At 66.4% G+C, this 16,568-nt stretch carries 16 protein-coding genes; 8 read left to right on the top strand and 8 right to left on the bottom strand.

Annotated elements, in window-relative coordinates; genetic code table 11:
* The first annotated feature begins 46 nt into the window (after positions 1–46).
* The 4 genes from RBA41_RS08145 to RBA41_RS08130 are packed head-to-tail and all read left to right on the top strand — an operon-like array spanning position 47 to position 5,765.
* Positions 47–1,558 (top strand): TolC family protein, encoded by a 1,512-nt coding sequence (locus tag RBA41_RS08145; RefSeq protein WP_306622895.1) that lies wholly within the window; start codon positions 47–49, stop codon positions 1,556–1,558.
* A gap of 59 nt (positions 1,559–1,617) precedes the next feature.
* Positions 1,618–2,316: an efflux RND transporter periplasmic adaptor subunit gene (locus RBA41_RS08140; protein WP_306622893.1), complete on the top strand. Its 699-nt coding sequence runs from the start codon at positions 1,618–1,620 to the stop codon at positions 2,314–2,316.
* Entirely contained in the window at positions 2,306–3,658 is a 1,353-nt protein-coding gene (locus RBA41_RS08135; RefSeq protein WP_306622891.1) for an efflux RND transporter periplasmic adaptor subunit, read from the top strand. Before RBA41_RS08140 ends, RBA41_RS08135 begins: the two co-directional genes overlap by 11 nt.
* Position 3,659: 1 nt before the next feature.
* Entirely contained in the window at positions 3,660–5,765 is a 2,106-nt protein-coding gene (locus tag RBA41_RS08130; RefSeq protein WP_306622889.1) for a site-2 protease family protein, read from the top strand.
* Here RBA41_RS08130 and RBA41_RS08125 read toward each other — a convergent pair.
* Complete coding sequence (locus RBA41_RS08125; RefSeq protein WP_306622887.1) at positions 5,762–6,379, bottom strand: LysE family translocator; 618 nt, start codon at positions 6,377–6,379, stop codon at positions 5,762–5,764. The genes RBA41_RS08130 and RBA41_RS08125 overlap by 4 nt on opposite strands.
* Before the next feature lie 109 nt (positions 6,380–6,488).
* On the opposite strand from RBA41_RS08125, the gene RBA41_RS08120 reads away from it, so the two are divergent.
* The gene (locus RBA41_RS08120; RefSeq protein ID WP_306623345.1) at positions 6,489–6,866 is read left to right on the top strand and encodes a carboxymuconolactone decarboxylase family protein; all 378 of its coding nucleotides are present in this window, start codon (positions 6,489–6,491) and stop codon (positions 6,864–6,866) included.
* A gap of 14 nt (positions 6,867–6,880) precedes the next feature.
* Here RBA41_RS08120 and RBA41_RS08115 read toward each other — a convergent pair whose 3' ends face one another.
* The 5 genes from RBA41_RS08115 to RBA41_RS08095 all read right to left on the bottom strand — a co-directional run bounded on the left by RBA41_RS08115 (position 6,881) and on the right by RBA41_RS08095 (position 11,461).
* Entirely contained in the window at positions 6,881–7,711 is an 831-nt protein-coding gene (locus RBA41_RS08115; protein ID WP_374709504.1) for a LytR/AlgR family response regulator transcription factor, read from the bottom strand.
* A complete protein-coding gene (locus tag RBA41_RS08110) occupies positions 7,639–8,805 on the bottom strand; it encodes a sensor histidine kinase (protein ID WP_306622885.1) in 1,167 nt (388 codons plus the stop codon). Before RBA41_RS08110 ends, RBA41_RS08115 begins: the two co-directional genes overlap by 73 nt.
* The gene (locus RBA41_RS08105; RefSeq protein WP_306622883.1) at positions 8,805–10,301 is read right to left on the bottom strand and encodes a carotenoid oxygenase family protein; all 1,497 of its coding nucleotides are present in this window, start codon (positions 10,299–10,301) and stop codon (positions 8,805–8,807) included. Before RBA41_RS08105 ends, RBA41_RS08110 begins: the two co-directional genes overlap by 1 nt.
* A gap of 13 nt (positions 10,302–10,314) precedes the next feature.
* A complete protein-coding gene (locus RBA41_RS08100; RefSeq protein ID WP_306622881.1) occupies positions 10,315–10,737 on the bottom strand; it encodes a DUF2141 domain-containing protein in 423 nt (140 codons plus the stop codon).
* Between the two features lie 163 nt (positions 10,738–10,900).
* On the bottom strand, positions 10,901–11,461 hold the full coding sequence (locus RBA41_RS08095) for a DUF2799 domain-containing protein (protein ID WP_306622879.1): 561 nt from the start codon (positions 11,459–11,461) through the stop codon (positions 10,901–10,903).
* Here RBA41_RS08095 and RBA41_RS08090 point away from each other — a divergent pair.
* The gene (locus tag RBA41_RS08090) at positions 11,460–11,660 is read left to right on the top strand and encodes a hypothetical protein (protein ID WP_306622877.1); all 201 of its coding nucleotides are present in this window, start codon (positions 11,460–11,462) and stop codon (positions 11,658–11,660) included. The two genes, RBA41_RS08095 and RBA41_RS08090, sit on opposite strands and share 2 nt — an antisense overlap.
* Before the next feature lie 255 nt (positions 11,661–11,915).
* Positions 11,916–12,476, top strand: a complete 561-nt coding sequence (locus RBA41_RS08085) for a hypothetical protein (RefSeq protein WP_306622875.1) — start codon at positions 11,916–11,918, stop codon at positions 12,474–12,476.
* A gap of 74 nt (positions 12,477–12,550) precedes the next feature.
* On the opposite strand, the gene RBA41_RS08080 is transcribed toward RBA41_RS08085, so the two are convergent.
* Positions 12,551–14,044, bottom strand: coding sequence for a DUF4832 domain-containing protein (locus RBA41_RS08080; RefSeq protein WP_306622873.1), 1,494 nt, complete (start codon positions 14,042–14,044; stop codon positions 12,551–12,553).
* Between the two features lie 94 nt (positions 14,045–14,138).
* Positions 14,139–15,437, bottom strand: coding sequence for an NAD(P)/FAD-dependent oxidoreductase (locus RBA41_RS08075; protein ID WP_306622871.1), 1,299 nt, complete (start codon positions 15,435–15,437; stop codon positions 14,139–14,141).
* A 310-nt stretch (positions 15,438–15,747) separates the two neighbouring features.
* Here RBA41_RS08075 and RBA41_RS08070 point away from each other — a divergent pair, with 310 nt between their 5' ends.
* Entirely contained in the window at positions 15,748–16,545 is a 798-nt protein-coding gene (locus RBA41_RS08070) for a MipA/OmpV family protein (RefSeq protein WP_306622869.1), read from the top strand.
* Positions 16,546–16,568: the final 23 nt, after the last annotated feature.

Here is a 16,568-nt window from a genome sequence, read left to right as displayed (position 1 = left end):
GAGAAGCCCGACCGACATGAACCAACCACACCACAGGGAACCTTCCATGCTCACCAAAGTGATGCCGCTTGCTCTCGCCGCCGCCATGCTGGCCGGTTGTACCGTCACCCCGGTTGTGACCACCGAAGCCGAGCGACAGACGCGCGTGAGCAGTGACCAGCAGGCGATGTTCCGCGACCAGGAGCCGGTCAGCGGTGAGCTCAGTTTCGCCGACGTGCTGGCGCGCGCCTACCAGTACAACCTGGAGAATCGCGTCAAGCTGATGGAAAACGCGCTGCTGAAAAGTCAGCTCGACCTGGGGTTCTACGACATGCTGCCGCGCCTGACCGCGGCGGCCGGCTACACCACCCGCAACAACGATCCCGGCGGCACCGCGATGAACCTGCGCACCGGCGTGGTCCAGACCGACGTGTCGGTGGCCCAGGAGCGCAGCCGCAACACCGACCAGCTGACCTTTTCGTGGAACGCGCTCGATTTCGGCCTGAGCTACGTGCGCGCGCAGCAAAGCGCCAACCAGGCGCTGATCGCCGAGGAACGGCGCCGCAAGACGCTGCAGAACATCACGCAGGAGGTCTACACCGCCTACTGGCGCGCGATGGCGGCGCAGCGCTGGACCGCGGAGATCGACCGCCTGCACGGCGTGGCCGAGGCGGCGCTGACCGATTCGAAGAAGATTGAAGAGAAGCGCCTGATGCCGCCGCTGCAGGCGCTGATCTACCAGCGCGGCCTGCTCGAAATCGTGCAGCAGTTGCGCAGCCGCCGCAACGAACTGGAAAGCGCGCGCATCGAACTGGCGGCGCTGATGAATCTGCGTCCGGGCATCGCGTTCCGCCTCAAGGACAGCGGCGACGAGCCGGCCATGCCGCCGATGCTGGACGTGGCCGCGTTGCCGCGCATGGAAGACTATGCACTGGTCAATCGCGCCGAACTGCGTGAAGAAGACTACCGCCTGCGTAACAGCGCGCTCGAAATGCGCAAGACGATGCTCAGCATCCTGCCCGGCCTGTCGTTCGACACGGGCTTCCAGTACGACTCGAACAAATACTTGTACCACAACAGCTGGTACGAATCGGGCCTGCGCGTCTCGTTCAACCTGTTCAAGGCGTTCTCGCTGCCGGCCGCGCGCCGCCAGCACGAGGCCCAGGTCAAGGTCGACGACACGCGCCGCGCGGCCCTGACCATGGCCGTGATGGCGCAGGTGCGCATCGCCGCCGAGCGCTATCGCCAGAGTATCGAGGAATTCGAACTGGCGCGCCGCCTCGACGGGATCGATCAACGCATCAACACGCAGATGGCGAACGCCGTCAAGAGTTCGGCCGAAAACGAGCTCGAAGCGATTCGCGCGCAGGCGCGTGCGGTGCTCTCCAGTCTCCAGCGCGCCAACTCGCAGGCCGCGATGCAGGCTGCACATGCGCGCATGCTCAATTCGATGGGCGTCGACCTGGCCATCCCGTCGCAGGCGGCCAGCCTTGCCGACTTCTCGGCGGGCCTGGACCGGAGCCTGCAACGCTGGAATGTCGACCAGATTCTGCGGGCCCAGGAGAGCCCCAAGCCATGACGCGCATGCCAATGGTATGCGCCTTATCGCTATGTGCCGTTCTTCTGCCGGCGCTGGTCATGGCCCAGACCAAGGCGCCCGCGCCCACGGCAAAAAGCGGCGATCCGATCCGGGTGCTGCTGGTGCCGGAAAACGAAGCGGTCATCTCCAGCCAGATCGCGGCGCGCATCGTGGCCTTGCCGGCGGCGCTGGGCAGCCGCATTCGCAAGGGTGATACGCTGGTGCGCTTCGATTGCGCCGAACAGGCCGCGCGCCTGAAGATGAGCGAATCGGAACTGGCCTCTGCACGCGAAACCAACGCCAGCAAGCAGGAACTGAAAAGCTACCGCTCGGCCAGCGAACTCGATGTACGCCTGGCCGCCAGCGCGGTCGACAAGGCGCTGGCCCAGGTGAACGTGGTCAAGGCGCAAATGGGTTACTGCAGCATCAGCGCGCCGTTTTCCGGGCGCCTGGTGCGCCTGCGCGCGCGCGCCCACGAAACCGTGGCCGCCGGCCAGCCCTTGCTGGAGCTGATCGACAACAGCGCCTTCCGCTTCCAGTTGCACGTGCCATCGCGCTGGCTCAGCTGGCTGGGGGAGGGGGCCGCGTTCACCATCGTCGTCGACGAAACCGGCAAGAGCTACCCGGCGCGCGTGCGTGTGATCAATGGGCGCGTCGATCCGGCGAGCCGCACGGTCGAACTGACCGGCGCGGTCGAAGGCAAGCATCCGGAACTCATCGCCGGCATGAGCGGGACGGCGCAGTTCAATGAACGCTAGCGTGGACGCGCGCGCCGACCTGCTGGCCGGCCTGCTGTCGCTGGCGCGCGACGTCAGCCAGGCGCGCAGCGAAGACCTGGCCGCGTACGCGATCGTCAACCAGACCTTCCAGCTGCTGCCCTACCATCTGGCGCTGCTGTGGCAACCTTCGGACGTTGGCGGCGGCAGGGTTACCCACGCTTCCGGCCTGGCGCGGATTGAAGGCGACAGCCCGTTCGTGCTGTGGATGAACGCCTTGGCCGCACACCGCGTCAATCAGGTGCCGGAAGCGCGCACGCAAGCCGCCGCACTGGGACCGGACGATTTTCCCGAGCGCCTGGCCAGTCAGTGGAGCGAGTGGTTGCCCGCGCATTTGCTGTGGCTTCCGTTGCCGTCGCCGGGCGAGCCGTGGCCGGGTGTCATGTGCCTGGCGCGCGCCACGCCGTTCGAGCCGCACGAGGTAGCGCTGCTGCAGGAAGCGGCCATCTTTCATGGCCACGCCTTGTGGGGATGGCAGCGCCAACACCGCAATTGGCGCGCGCGACTGCGCAAGCGCTGGAGCAGCCGCCGCCTGCGTTTCGGCGTGCTGGCGCTGTCGCTGCTGCTATTGCTGCCCCTGCGCATGTCGGTGGTGGTCAGCGGCGAAGTGGTGGCGCTGGCGCCGCTGGTGCTGGCCGCGCCGGCCGACGCGCCGATCAGCGCAGTGCTGGTGCGGCCCAACCAGGCCGTCAAGACGGGCCAGGCGCTGTTTGCCCTCGACGACACCGGGGTGCGCAACCGCCTCGCGGTGGCCGCCAAATCGCTCGACATCGCACGCGCGGACTGGCTGCGCTCGAGCCAGAAGGGTTTCAGCGACGACGGCTCGCGCGCCGACGTGGCCGCGTTGTCGGCGCGGATCGAGGAAAAACAGGCCGAGCTGGCGTATCTGGGCGAACTGGTTCAGCGCCTGACCGTCAAAGCCCCGGCCGACGGGGTGGTGGTGTTTTCGGACCCGCTCGACCTGGTAGGGAAGCCGGTCGTCACCGGCGAACATATCATGACCCTGGCCGACCCGGCCCGCGTGGCCCTGCAAGCCTGGCTGCCGCCGGCCGACGCGATCGCGCTCGTACCCGGCGCGCAAATGAGCCTGTCGCTGCATACCGCGCCGCTGGCATCGGTGCCGGCCACGCTCGACGACAGCAGCTACGAAACCGAAACCGCCCCCGAAGGCGGCAGTGCCTACCGGCTGCGCGGGCACTTCACGGCGCAGCCGCCCCAGCTCGGGCTCAAGGGAACGGTGCGCCTGTACGGCGAACGCGCGCCGCTGGCATACCACATGCTGCGCCGGCCGCTGGCGGCCCTGCGCCGGCTGATCGGCGTCTGACATGGCGCTGCCCGAGCACCTGCCGCCGCTGCGCGACGACATCGAGATCTTCGCCGCCGGGCCGTCGCCCTTGGGCACACCATCGTGGCGCCTGTACGACCCGTTGCGCAACCGCTTCTTCCAGATCGGCGAGGCCGAATTCCAGATGCTGGCGCACTGGCACCTTGGTTCCAGCGCGGCGGCCCTGGCGGCCTTGCAGGATGCGATGCCGCTCGCGCCGGAAGCGGCCAACCTGGAGGCGCTGCTTCTGTTCCTGCACCAGCATCAGCTGCTGGCGCGGCGCGAGCGCAGCGCCACCGCGGCGCTGGCCAGTCTCGCGCCGCCGCCCACGCCGTGGGGTAGCTGGCTACTGCACAATTATCTGTTCCTGCGCATCCCGCTGGCCAATCCCGACCGCTTCTATGGCTGGCTGGCGCCGCGCCTGGAGTTTCTCTTCCGACGGGCTTTCTGGATCGTCATCGCGCTGCTTGGGCTGATCGCCGTGGGGCAGGTGATGACCCAGACCGACCGCTTCGGCGCCACTTTCAGCTATGCCTTCAGTATCGAAGGGGCGCTGTGGATCGCGCTGTCGCTGGCCCTGCTCAAATCCACCCATGAAGTGGGCCATGGCGTAGCGGCCAAGCGCCAGGGCCTGCGCGTCACGCGCACCGGCGTGGCGCTGCTGGTGCTGTGGCCCGTGCTGTACACCGACGTGAACGACATCTGGAAACTGGCCGACTGGCGCGCGCGCCTGCAGGTGAGCGTGGCCGGCATTGCCACCGAGCTGGTATTTGCCGTGCTGGCGACCTGGGGCTGGCTGCTGCTGCCGGAAGGGCCGCTGCAAAGCGCGATGTTCATCATCGCCGGCACCGCATGGGTGCTGTCGCTGGTGATTAACCTCAATCCCTTCATGCGCTTCGACGGCTACTACCTGCTGTCGGACCTGCTCGATTATCCGAACCTGCAGGAAGCGTCGTTCCGCGCCGCGCGCATGGTGCTGCGGCGCTGGATCGGCTTGAACGAGCCCCCGGCGCCGCATGCCGGCCTGCCCCTGTGGGCGCTGGCTGGCTTCGGTTTCGGCACGGCCCTGTACCGGCTGGTGCTGTTTCTGGGGATCGCCTATTTTGTCTTTATCAGTTTTCCGCCGCTGCTCGGCGTGCCGCTGGCGGCAGTGGAAATCGGATGGTTCATCGTCAAACCGGTGGTGGCGGAGCTGGCGGCCATGTGGCCGCGCCGTAGCGAGATCACGCGCGCGCGGCGCCGCTGGTACGGCGCCGCGCTGGCCGGCCTGTTGCTGGTGATCGTGCTGCCCTGGTCGGCGCGGGTCGAAGCGCCCGCGTTCCTGACGGTGGCCGCGCGCCAGAACCTGTTCGTGCCGGCGAGTGCGCAGGTGCGCGCGCTGCGCGTGCGCAATGGGCAGCGCGTCAAGGCCGGCGACATCGTGCTCGAACTGGCCGCGCCGGAGCTGGCCCACCGGCTGGTGACGCTCGAAGCCCGCATCCGCGAAGCGCAGGCGCGCCTGGACAAGGCGGCCACCAACAGCAGCACGTTCGACCAGGCCGACGTGCTGCAGCAAACCCTGGCCGAGCGCATGGTCGAACGCGACAGCGTGCAGGCCGAGATCGCGCGCCTGACCGTGCGCGCCAGCCGCAATGCCATCGTGCGCGACCTGCCATCCCATATAGTCGAAGGGCGCTGGCTGCGCATGAACGAGAAGATTGCGACCCTGCTGCCGGCCGATGGCGCCACTCTGCAGGCGGTGGCGTATGTGCGCGAGGCCGATTTCCGGCGAGTGCGCAGTGGCGCGACGGTGCGCTTTTTCCCCGATGGCGACCCGTTCACGGTCATGCGTGGAACCGTGCGCGCCGTCAGCGTGGCGGCCAGCAGCTCGGCCGCCGAAAGAGCCTTGACATCGCTCTCGCACGGGCCGCTGCCGGCCGTGCAGACGCCCTCCGGCGAACGCCTGCACGGCGCGTTTTACGCGGTCGACGTCAACATCGATGCGCCGCAGGCCGCGCCCGCTCGCACCATGACGGGCAGCGTCAGGATCGTCTCGGAGTCGCACAACCCTGTGCTCGACCGCCTGACCGGCATGCTGGCCACCATCAACGCCTATCTTGGTTTTTAGCGGCGCGCCGCCAGCAGGCCCGCGCCCGCGCCGGCCAGCAGTACTGCGCAGCTGCGGTTGAAGATGCGCTGACGGCGCGGCTGGGCAAACCAGCGGCGCAGGTGCACGCCCATATAGGCGTAGGCGGCGATGGCGAGCAGTTCGAGCAGCAGGAACAGGATGCCGAGCACGGCAAACTGCGGCGCGGATGCTTCTGCGGGGCTGACGAACTGCGGCAGGAAGGCGGTGAAGATCAGGATCGCCTTGGGGTTGCCGGCAGCGACCAGGAACTCCTGGCGCGCAAGGCCGAATAAGCCGGATGCTGGCGACTGCGCGGCCTCCTGCGCCGCCGCTGGCGCGCGCCACAGTTGGACGGCCAGATAAAACAGATAGGCCGCGCCCACGATCTTGATCGCGTAGAACAGCAGTTCGGACGTGTGCAGGATCACCGCCAGGCCGGCGGAAGCGAGGACCAGCATCCCTGCGAATGCCACCAGCCTGCCCAGTCCCGCGGCGCACGACTGGCGAAAACCGTAGCGCGTCGCATTGCTCAGCGAGAGCAGGTTGTTGGGGCCCGGTGCCATATTCAACGCAAAGCAGGCGGGAACAAACAGCGTCAGTGTAGCGGCGTCCATGAGATATTCCTTGACGATTCGATACCGAAAAGGTATCACACAAACGGTATTGGACCGTCGCGCCGCCTGGCCCTACAGTCGCTCCATCAACCACCACAAGGAGAATACGATGGACAAGGACCGCTACGCACGCGGCTGGGCCAAGCTGAAGGAAATCGATGGCGAGCAGGGCGAAAGAGTGATCGCCAGCCTGGCCGGGATCGCGCCCGATTTCGGCCGGCTGCTGATTGAATTCGGCTTTGGCGATATCTATTCCCGTCCGGGCCTCGATTTGCGGTCACGCGAGATTGCCACGATCGCAGCCTTGTGCGCGCTCGGCACGGCGGCGCCGCAGCTGCGGGTGCATATTCATGGCGCGCTCAATGTCGGCTGCACGCGCGAGGAAATCGTGGAGGTGATGATGCAGATGGCCTTGTACGCGGGCTTTCCCGCTGCCCTCAATGGCCTTTTCGCAGCGAAGGAAGTCTTCGCCGAGCGCGCAGCTTGACGGCCATCGCACCGCTACATCTGCTTGAACTGCTCGGCGTAATTGCGGCTGACGGTGAGCTGCTCGCGCCGCTCCTTGAGCTTGACCACGAGGCGGCCGCGGAAATCGGTGTGGGTGCCGGCCACCGACTTGGCGGCGACGATCACGCTGCGGTGAATCTGCCAGAAGCGCGCCTCGTCGAGCTGCTCGCGCAGCTTGCTCAGCGGCGTGCGGATCAGGCACTCGCCGTCCTGCAAAAACACGCTGGTGTATTTGTCGTTGCTCTGGAAGTAAATCACTTCGTCGATGGCGATCAGGCGCGTCTCGTCGCCATGCGCGGCGCGTATCCATTGCAGCGGCGCGGCTACCGGCGCGGCAGGAACCGGCGCGGCAAGCTGCTGCAGCAGCGCGCGCAGGGCATCGGGCGCCACCGCCGGCGCGGGTGCACGCAGCGCCAGTTTGAGCTTGGCGACGGTCTTGGCCAGCCGCTCCGGCGTGGTCGGCTTGAGCAGGTAGTCGAGCGCCGCATGTTCAAAAGCGTCGACCGCGTACTCGTGATGCGCAGTGACGAACACGATGTGCGGCGCCTTGCCGTCCGCCGTCAGCCGTCCGGCCAGCGTGAGGCCGTTCAGGCCCGGCATCTGGATGTCGAGGAAGACCACGTCCGGCGCCAGCTCGTCGATCAGGCGTAGCGCTTCGATGCCGTTGCCGGCTTTGCCGACGATGCGCAACTGCGGCCATGCCGTGGCCAGCTGCGTTTGCAGGTAGTCGAGCAGGTGCGGTTCGTCGTCCGCTAGGAGGGCGCGTGGATGGTCGATGACGGCGTGTCTTTCAGTGGCAGCAGAAGGCGCACGGTGATCCCGCACGGTTCATTTTCGAGTAATTGTACCTGAGCCCCGGCGCCGTGGAGACTGCGCAGGCGCGCCCGCAGATTGGACAGGCCAACCCCGCCGCCCGGCTTGGGCGGGGCATTGCCCAGCCCCGCGCCGGTGTCGCTCACTTCGATGCACAGCTGCCCGTCGCGGCAGCTCGCGCGGATCACGATCTCGCCGCCCTCGACCTTCGGTTCGAGTCCGTGCGAGACCGCGTTTTCGACGATCGGCTGCAGCAGCATGGGCGCCATGCCGATCTCGCGGCAGCCATCGGCCTCGATGCGGTACGACAGGCGCGCGCCCATGCGTACCGCCAGCACGTCGAGGTAGGCGGCCACCAGGTCGAGTTCCGTGCCCAGGGTGGCCTGGTCGGCACGGCTGGCCGCGAGGCTGGCGCGCAGGTAGTCGATGAAGCGTTCGAGCATGTGGCGTGCTTTGGCGGGATTGGTGTCGATCAGGCCGACCACGTTGGCCAGGGTGTTGTACAAAAAATGCGGCTCGATCTGGGCCTGCAGTGCGCGCAGGCGCGCTTCGGCCAGCAACTGCGCGGCGCTGGCGATCTGCTCGCGCTGGCGCGCGGCCAGGATTTCGCTGGCGACGCGGCGCTCGCCGCTGACCAGCACAATGACCATGATCAGGGCCGTGAACAAGGCGAACGGCAGCAGCGGCGCCAGGTCCGCGCCGCCGGTCAGGTAGCGCAGCGGATTGACGCCTTTGAGCAGGCCGGTGCCGATGACGATGCCCATGACCACGCACAGCCCCACCGTGGTGAGGAAGTACAGGACGCGCGGCAGCCCGACGAGGCGCGACGGCCAGCCGCGCAGCAGCCAGTCGGCGCCGCTGAGCACCGCATGGATCAGGTAGCCCACCACGTTTGAAATCACCAGCGTCGGCCCGAAAAAATCGAGGAAGCCGTGGCCCTCGCCGCTGAACAGCATGTTCGCCGCCGTCAGGAAGATGGCGACCAGACTGTTCCAGATGCCGGTATAGAGCACGTCGCGCCACGGTGAGCAGGGCCAGCGCCGGAACAGGGGAATCACATCCAGCGGGTGCGACGAGGTGTGCGGAGGAGGTTGAATCATCGTCATCAGGCAGCCAGAAAATTACCGTGGAAGCAGTGCGGTGCGCGGTAGGGAAGGCGTGCCAGCGCCACCGGACCGGCCTTGACGCGGGCGGCGTCGAACACGGTCATCACGGTGTGCCCGCGCCTGGTGTCCTGCGCCACGCCGACCAGGTAACCGTCGGTTTCCGAGCGGGCGCCGGCACGCGGAACCAGCACGTGTTCTTCCACCTGCCAGCCGGCGTCGAAGCGGTAGCTGTCGGCCTTGCCCGTGTCGGTGCCGACCAGATTCACGGTGTCGAGCAAGATCGTCGTATTGCGGGATGAACTACTCAGCAGCGCAAGCTGGCGGTGGCGGCTCGATACTACCTGCGGCATCACGCGCGGGAATTCGCTGGCCCCGAACAGGCGCGCCGTGGTGGCCTTGCCGCTCGCGTAATCGAGCGTGACCTGGGCCGCGAAGCTGCGGTCGGACGAATTTTTCTGGCGCTCGCCGCGCATGACGCGACCGACGTCGGCCAGCGCATCGCCCTCGTGCAGCACCACGTCGAAGCGGGTGGTGGCGCCGTCGTCGAAGGCATTGCCGAAGTGGAAAACCATATGCGGCGGCAGTTCGAAGCTCTGGCGGATCTCCATGGTGGCCTTGGAGACGACCACCACCCGCAGCGGGCGCGCATCGGCGCCGCTGCCGGCCCAGTGGTGCTGCTCGGCGAAGCTCTTGTCGTCGGCCCTGATCATGTCATACGGCGGAATCAGGAAAATCAGATGGTTCGCGCTGACCACGAAGTCGTGCACCATGGCCAGTTGCGGCACGCTGACCATGGCAGTTTTAAGCACCTGGCCATCGGCGCCGATGCGGTACAGGGCCAGGCGGTTGCCGCCGGGGAGGGCGCCGAAATTCCACATGCCGCCATCCGGATCGATCTTGGGATGGGCCGAAAACGGCATCGACTTCATGTCCTCGTTCCAGGTCTTGATGCCGACCGTGGCCAGGGTCTGCGCATCGACCTCGGTGGCCGAGCCGCCTTCCCACAGGGCGTACACACGCCCGTTGAACGGCAGCAGGTTGGTATTGGCCGCATTCATGGTGTCGTTGGTCTTGACGCCGCGCCGGTCGAGATGCGTGCCGAAGGACGGATAGAGGAACTTGCCGGCGGCGTTTTCTTCGGTGAAGCGCTCGGTGTCGATAAATTTGCCGATGTGGCTCACGTTTCCGCCGGCGATCTGCCAGCGCTGGGCGAAGCCGTCGCCGTCGAACCAGTGGTGGTGGCGTTCGCCGCCCAGTTCGAAGCGCCCGGGGCCATTGCGGAAGAATACGCCGTTCAGGTCCGACGGGATACGCCCGACGATGCGCGCCGCGCCGGACTGCTGGCCCACCGTGTTGGCGTACACCGCCAGCGTGGGGTCGCGCTTGAGCGCCGCGTGGAAGCGTTGGAAAGTGGCGGCATCGGCCATGGCGCTGCCGGGAACGAGGCCGAGGGCGGCCAGGCTGGTGGCGCAGGTGAGGAAGGTGCGGCGTTGCATGGTGGTCTCCGGCTTAGTGTTTCAGGCTGACGGTGGCGTTCAGGCCAGCCGCTGGAAGGGTGAACATGGCGTCGTCGAATTTGGGTGGACCCATTTTACCGAGGGCGTTATTACTGAATGCGAAGTCCTCGGTCGGGATGCCCATCATGTTGGCATCCATCTTGCCATTGGCGTTGGCATCGTGGTAGATGGCGTAGGCGTAGGCGCCCGCTGGCAGGTCCTTGATGGTGATGGTGGTGCTGCCTTTGACGGCTTTTTCGCCGGCGGCGCCGACGGGTTTTTTGAGGAAACCGCCGGCCGAGTTATACAGGGCCACCATCACCGTGCCGTCGTCGCTGCGCACGTCGTCGATGCGGATGGTGAGGTCGGCAGCGCTGGACAGGGATGCGGTCAGCAGGGCGGCGGTGCAGAAGGCGGTAGCGAGCAGGTGGCGCATGGGGTTCTCCGGTGGGGTTGTGATGTCGATGAAGCGACTTTATCGACATCAAACCGGGGACAAGCGACTATGCGACGACATGCAGGGAAGCGGCGCGAAATGCAGCGGGGCGGCGCGAAATGCAGGGCGCCAGCCGGGATAAGGCCCGGGCCCGGCGCTACGCTTAGCGCAGTGTATCGACGAGATATTCGGCGGAGCGCAAGGCGTCGCGCGTGCCTTGCACCGAGCGGTCGATGTCGCGCAACTCATTGCGCAGGTGGCGCCTGCGCTCGTCGAATTCCCTGCGAATGCGCTTGCGCTCGTCGTCCTTGTCGCTGGCCGCCAGTTGCTTCGATTCGTCACTGTCGGCCTCGCGCAGTTTGCGTTGCAAACGATCGCTACGGCTATCGAACCCGCTGATCTCGTTGCGCAGGGTATAAACGGCGAATCCGGCCTGATGGCGGCGGCGGAACTCGAAGTCGAGCGGCGCCGGGCAGACACCGGCATAAGCGGTGCCGTTCAGGCCGAGCGGCGCGGCGTTCTCGAGCCGGCAAAAGGTCCGCAAGCCGCGTTCGCGGCCGGCGATGTAGCCGCCCGAATCGATCCCGGTGCCGGCCTTCGAGCAGGCTTTGGCGCGGTCTTCCAGCAGGGAGATGGGCTTTCCGGCCGCGCCGTCGCGCAGACCGATATCGCTCCAGTTGGCGGTCTTGCACTCGTCCGGCGTCATCGTGTCGCAGCCGGACATGAGCGCCCCCACCAGCAGCGCTGCGAATGGTCCAATCAAGCTCTTTGTCATCATTGTCCTTGGCGTTCGTGACCCGGAATCGATGCTATCACGGGAACGCTGCAAAGTGACGGGCATGTGGGTAGAAACGCACGTGGAGAAAATCGCCGCTTGCTTTCGGCGCGGCCAGGCACAGGGAAAGCGGACGATCGGGCGCTAATTGTCTTAATTGTTCTTCCGCGCTTCCCCGACCCCGCTTAGCCTTGTCTTGACCGGCAACGACCATTGGCCGTCCGCATCACTCCAACGATGTTCGTGAATCCAATTTCTACAGGGAAAAACAATGACTTTATCGAGACTGACTTTAGGTGCTTTGTCGAGAACGATGGTAGCGATCAGGGGGCCATTGCAAACCGGTGGAGCCCGCCGGACTCACGTATTTGTGTCAAGCAGCAATGGAGTACCCCAATATGTGGTGTCTGACGATGTCAGACAGATGAAGCTATATCACGCATCAGCCAATGGCCCGCTAGCGGCAGGAAAACTCCAACCGAAACGCATTGGCGGGGCGGTGAGCGCCAGCAAACAGCCGAACGAACTGCAGGCCGACGGCGGCAGCGGCGGTCCGCAAGCGTCCGAGGGCCTCAAGGCGGTAACCTTGTTCGCAGGGATGTTTCAAAACGCTAAGCTACACGCCTTTTACATGAATAGCCCGGCACGGGCGGCTTTCGAAGAAGCGAAACGTAGCGGCTTAAGCAATGAGTACTGGAAAGTCGCGCGCGCGGGCATGCAGTTTTCCTCCCAAAATGCCACAACCTTGGCTGAGAATGTCGTCACCGTGTTCCAACCGACGGATAAATTACATGCGAGCGATACGCATCATGTCGAACTTGTCCCCGAGCCCGATACGGTGATGGAAGCAGTGCGCGGCACCATGGTATTGGATGCGGCGAAGCTGCCTGCTGCCGGTGGCGGGATACGCAGTCGTAGCGATGTGCCTAACGCAAGGATCAACGCCGCCATTGCGCGAGCGTGATACCCCTGCGTCGGCCCTCCCGCGCGCTTGCGCGAGAAGCCGGCCGAGGCTCAGGCAAGGCGCGATGACGGGTTTCAGCGCCGGCGCAGGCTGCGCAAGGTCAGGCCGCCGTCGGCGTCGCGTTCACCCAACACCCATGCCAGGGGACGGCGCTGCTGGCCATCGGCGGGGCGGGCGTCGCGCGCGACCAGCCGCAGCGCGTAGGTGCCTGCCGCCAGCGCCGGCACCCGCCAGCTCGATTGCACTCTGGTGCTGACGCCGCCGCCGGCCAGGGCGTTCAACGCGACCGGCACGCTGCCCGACCAGCGCGCCACGCCGCTGGTGTCGACGATCTCCAGCCTGACGTTCCACGGCTCGTAGGTGGGCGCGTTGCCGCTGTTGCGGAAGGTGGCCGCCAGGGTCAGCTGGCCATCGCCGGTCAGGCTCACCCAGGTGCTGTCGACGCCGTAGCGGTAGCCCGCTTCGCGGCCCAGCATCAGCATGTCATGTCGTTCCGGGTCGCTCAGCGACAGCCAGCGTTGATCGTCCGGCTTGGACAGCGCGAAGTTCGCATTGCCCACCGAGGAGATGTGAAATTCGCTGGCCTGGGCGCGCGCCGTCGCCGGGCCGTTGGTCGCGTGGCCGCTTTCAAACGGGCAGAATTCGGCGATGAAGGGCGCTTTGCGCCATTGGTCGGCGAACTGGCGCCACTCGTCCGCGTGATCGGTCCACTGCCTGAAGTAGCCCGCCTGGGCCAGGCAGTCGGCACGCAGGCCCACCGGTTTGCTGGTGATGGTCTGTTCGAGCAGGGCGTAGCGCAGCGCGTCGCGGTTCGCGTACGGGATGAACATGACGAATTGCTGGGTGGGGAAGGCCTCGAAATGCATTTTCGCGAGCGCGCGCCGGGTGTCCGTGGTGGCTTCCTCGATGCCGGCCGGGCGGTTGGTGTAGACGCTCTTGCGGATCGCCCATTCGCCGTACTGCCCGTACAGGCCGACGTCGATCCAGGCGATGCTGGCGGCGTTGCCGGAAGCGGCGATCGCTTGCGCCAGCGCCTGCAGCAGCGCGCGCGAACGCGCCAGGACAAACGGATCGTTCCAGTCGGGCACCCAGGTCTTGCCGGAAGCGGCGCCGGCGTCGGCCCAGAAGCCGCAACCGTGCAGGCAGGATGCGTTGCCGGCCAGGTAGGCAGGGGCATACAGCTGACCGTCGTCGTAGCCGGCCATCATGCGCAGCCTGAACGCGTACTTGCGGCCCTGGTCGCGCGCCGTCTTCAGGTCGGCCAGGATGGCGCCGAACGTGAACTGGCCTTGTACCCCTTCGAGGTCGCGCCAGTGGTAGCGGCGGAAGGCGTCGCGGGCGGGCGCCGCCTGCGGCACCAGTTCCTGGTTTTGCCAGCGGTGGTAGCCGCGCAGGGGGTTGACGGTGTCGTCGCTTTCCACCGGAATGGTGTTGTATGTACGCGACGCCGAGACGGTCTCCCAGTTGCCCGCGTGGGCCGTACCGGCTGCGCCGATGGCGGCGAAGAGGGCGCAGGCGAGGCGCCGGCGCGCCGGCGCGGGCAGGCCGAGGGGGGGCGGATGCGGCATGGCGATCTCCTTTGTCCGTGCATGTCAATGATCTTGAACATCAGCCCTGACTATAAACCCAAGCGGCGGGCGCCGGCAATCGTCGCGGCGCGCCTTAATGCAGCTTGACCGCCGGCGAGAGCTTCTCGCGAATCCAGTCCGCCACCGTCTGCGCCGACATCCTCACCACCCCGTGCAGCGCCATCTGGTGCTTGCGGTACATCAGCGAATACAACAACCTGGCCAGCACGCCGCCCACCGGGTATTTGCGTCCGCCGGCCGTGCGCGTGAGCACACCGACCGCCGCCAGTGGCCCGAGCGACACCAGCGAGCCGTAATCGCGGTAGGCAAACGGCGCCTTGGGCGGCGCCGCCTGCGCCAGCACCTGCGCCAGATACATGGCCTGCTGGTGCGCGGCCTGCGCGCGTGGCGGTACCTTGCCCATGATCGGGCACACAAAATTGGCGCAGTCGCCGATCGCATACACGTCCGGGTCTTCCAGCGCCTGCAGCGAGGGCGCCACCGCGATCTGGCGCAGGCGGTTGGTGGTCAATCCCAGCGTGGCGCACAGCGGCGGCGCTTCCACACCCGCCGCCCACAGGGTGATCGCCGACGGGTAGGTGCAGCCCTCCGTATCGAGCACCGCGCCGGCATCGACGCGCGCCACGGCGGTGTCAAGCAGCACCTTGATCCCGAGCGCGCGCAGATGGCGCGCGGCGCGCTTGGACAGGCGCGGATGCAGGTGCGGCAGCAGCAGCGAACCGCGCTCCAGGATGCGGATGCGCACATGGCGCACCGGGTCGAGCGCATGCACATTGTATTTGGCCAGCGTGCGCGCGCTGTGGCTCAATTCGGCCGCCAGCTCCACGCCGGTGGCGCCGCCGCCGACGATCACGATGTCGATCCCGGGATTGAGCTGGCCGCCGGCGGCCTGGCGCGCGCTGGCCTGGATGCAGCCGTCCACGAAGCGCTGGCGGAACGTTTCGGCCTGCGCCACGTCGTCCAGGGTCAGCACGTGCTGCTCGGCGCCGGGCACGCCGAAGAAGTTGGTGACCGACCCGAGTGCCAGTACCAGCTTGTCGTAGCCGATCGAGCGCGCGGGGAGCACTTCGGCGCCGTCGTCGGCGATCCACGGCGCCAGCGACACGCGCCGCGTTTCACGGTCCACGCCCAGCACTTCGCCGCGCGCGAATTCGAAGCCGTGTTCGGACGCCTGCGCCGCGTAGTCGATCGCCATCACCTGGGGATCGTGCTTGCCCGAAGCGACCGTGTGCAGCAGCGGCTTCCAGAAATGGGTGGGCCAGCGGTCGACCAGTACGACGCGTGCGCGGCCTGCCTTGCCGGCGCTGTTGCCGAGCCGGGTGGCCAGTTCCAGCCCTCCGGCGCCGCCGCCGACGATGACGATGGTTTCCATGGTGTCTCCTCCTGTAGGTGTCGCGATGTGAAAGTGCGTTGACCGGATGTCAATATAGTGGCGCACGCTACAAAAGAAAAATCAGACATTTGTGGATATCCATAAGCCGAGACTTATTCGTATGCATGTGCCGGCGGCATGACCGGTATCAAGGACAGGGACTGAAAGTACCTCCTGGCGCTACGTTTCAGGGCGCGGTTCGGTACACCCGAGGATTGCATGGTGCAGCTTTGGAAAGGTTGCGACACTCCGGCCCGTTGTTTCAATTAACAAGCAAACACCGCCAACTTTCTACTCCAAGGACACACTCATGTTACGTTTTCGCCACGCCGCCATCATCCTGCTGAGCACGCTTGCTCCCACCCTTCATGCCGCCGAGATGGGCGTCGCGCCCGCCAAGCCGGGCGAATCGACCATGACCCTGGGCCTGGGCGTGGCAGCCATTCCCGAGTACTCCGGCAGCGACAAGAACCGGGCAGTGCCGGTACTGGTGGCCGACTATCAGCACAGCAGCGGATTTTTCGCCAGCACGGTGAGCGGCATTGGCTACAAGACCAAGTTCGGGCCGGTGTCGCTGAGCGGCGCGCTCGGCGTCGCGCCGAGCCGCAGCGACCGCGATCACGGCATCTCGCAGGGATCCGACGCGCTCAGGGGCATGGGCGAAATCAAGACCTCGGCGCTGGGCGTGTTCGGTGTCGGCTATGAGTTCGACGGCGGCATCGGCATCGGCATGCGCGCCATGATGGCACTCACGCACCGCGAACGCGGCAACAGCTATGAGTTCGGCGCGCAGGCACCTTTGATCAAGAGCGAAGCGAACCAGGTGGGCCTGTTCGTGTCGGCCACCTACAGCGACAAAAAGAACATGCAGGCGTTCTATGGCGTTACCGCGGCCCAGAGCCTGACGTCCGGCTACAAGCGTTACGACACCAAGGCCGGTTTCTCGCGCGTGAACGCGGGCGTGAACTGGAACCATAAGCTGAACAAGGCATGGTCGGTCAACACCATGGCCGGCGTGATCAGCATCGTGGGCGACGCCGCCGACAGCCCGATCGTCAAGCGCAAGACGGCGCCGCTGCTGGCGGTGACGGTCAATTACGCATTCTGAACCGGGCCGCGCCAACTGGTCTA

Origin of the sequence: Massilia scottii, from assembly GCF_030846495.1 — a bacterium.
Taxonomy (GTDB): Bacteria; Pseudomonadota; Gammaproteobacteria; order Burkholderiales; family Burkholderiaceae_D; genus Telluria_A; species Telluria_A violaceinigra.
The sequence above is the reverse complement of the archived record's forward strand: the minus strand, read 5'-3'. Positions and strand labels throughout refer to the sequence as shown.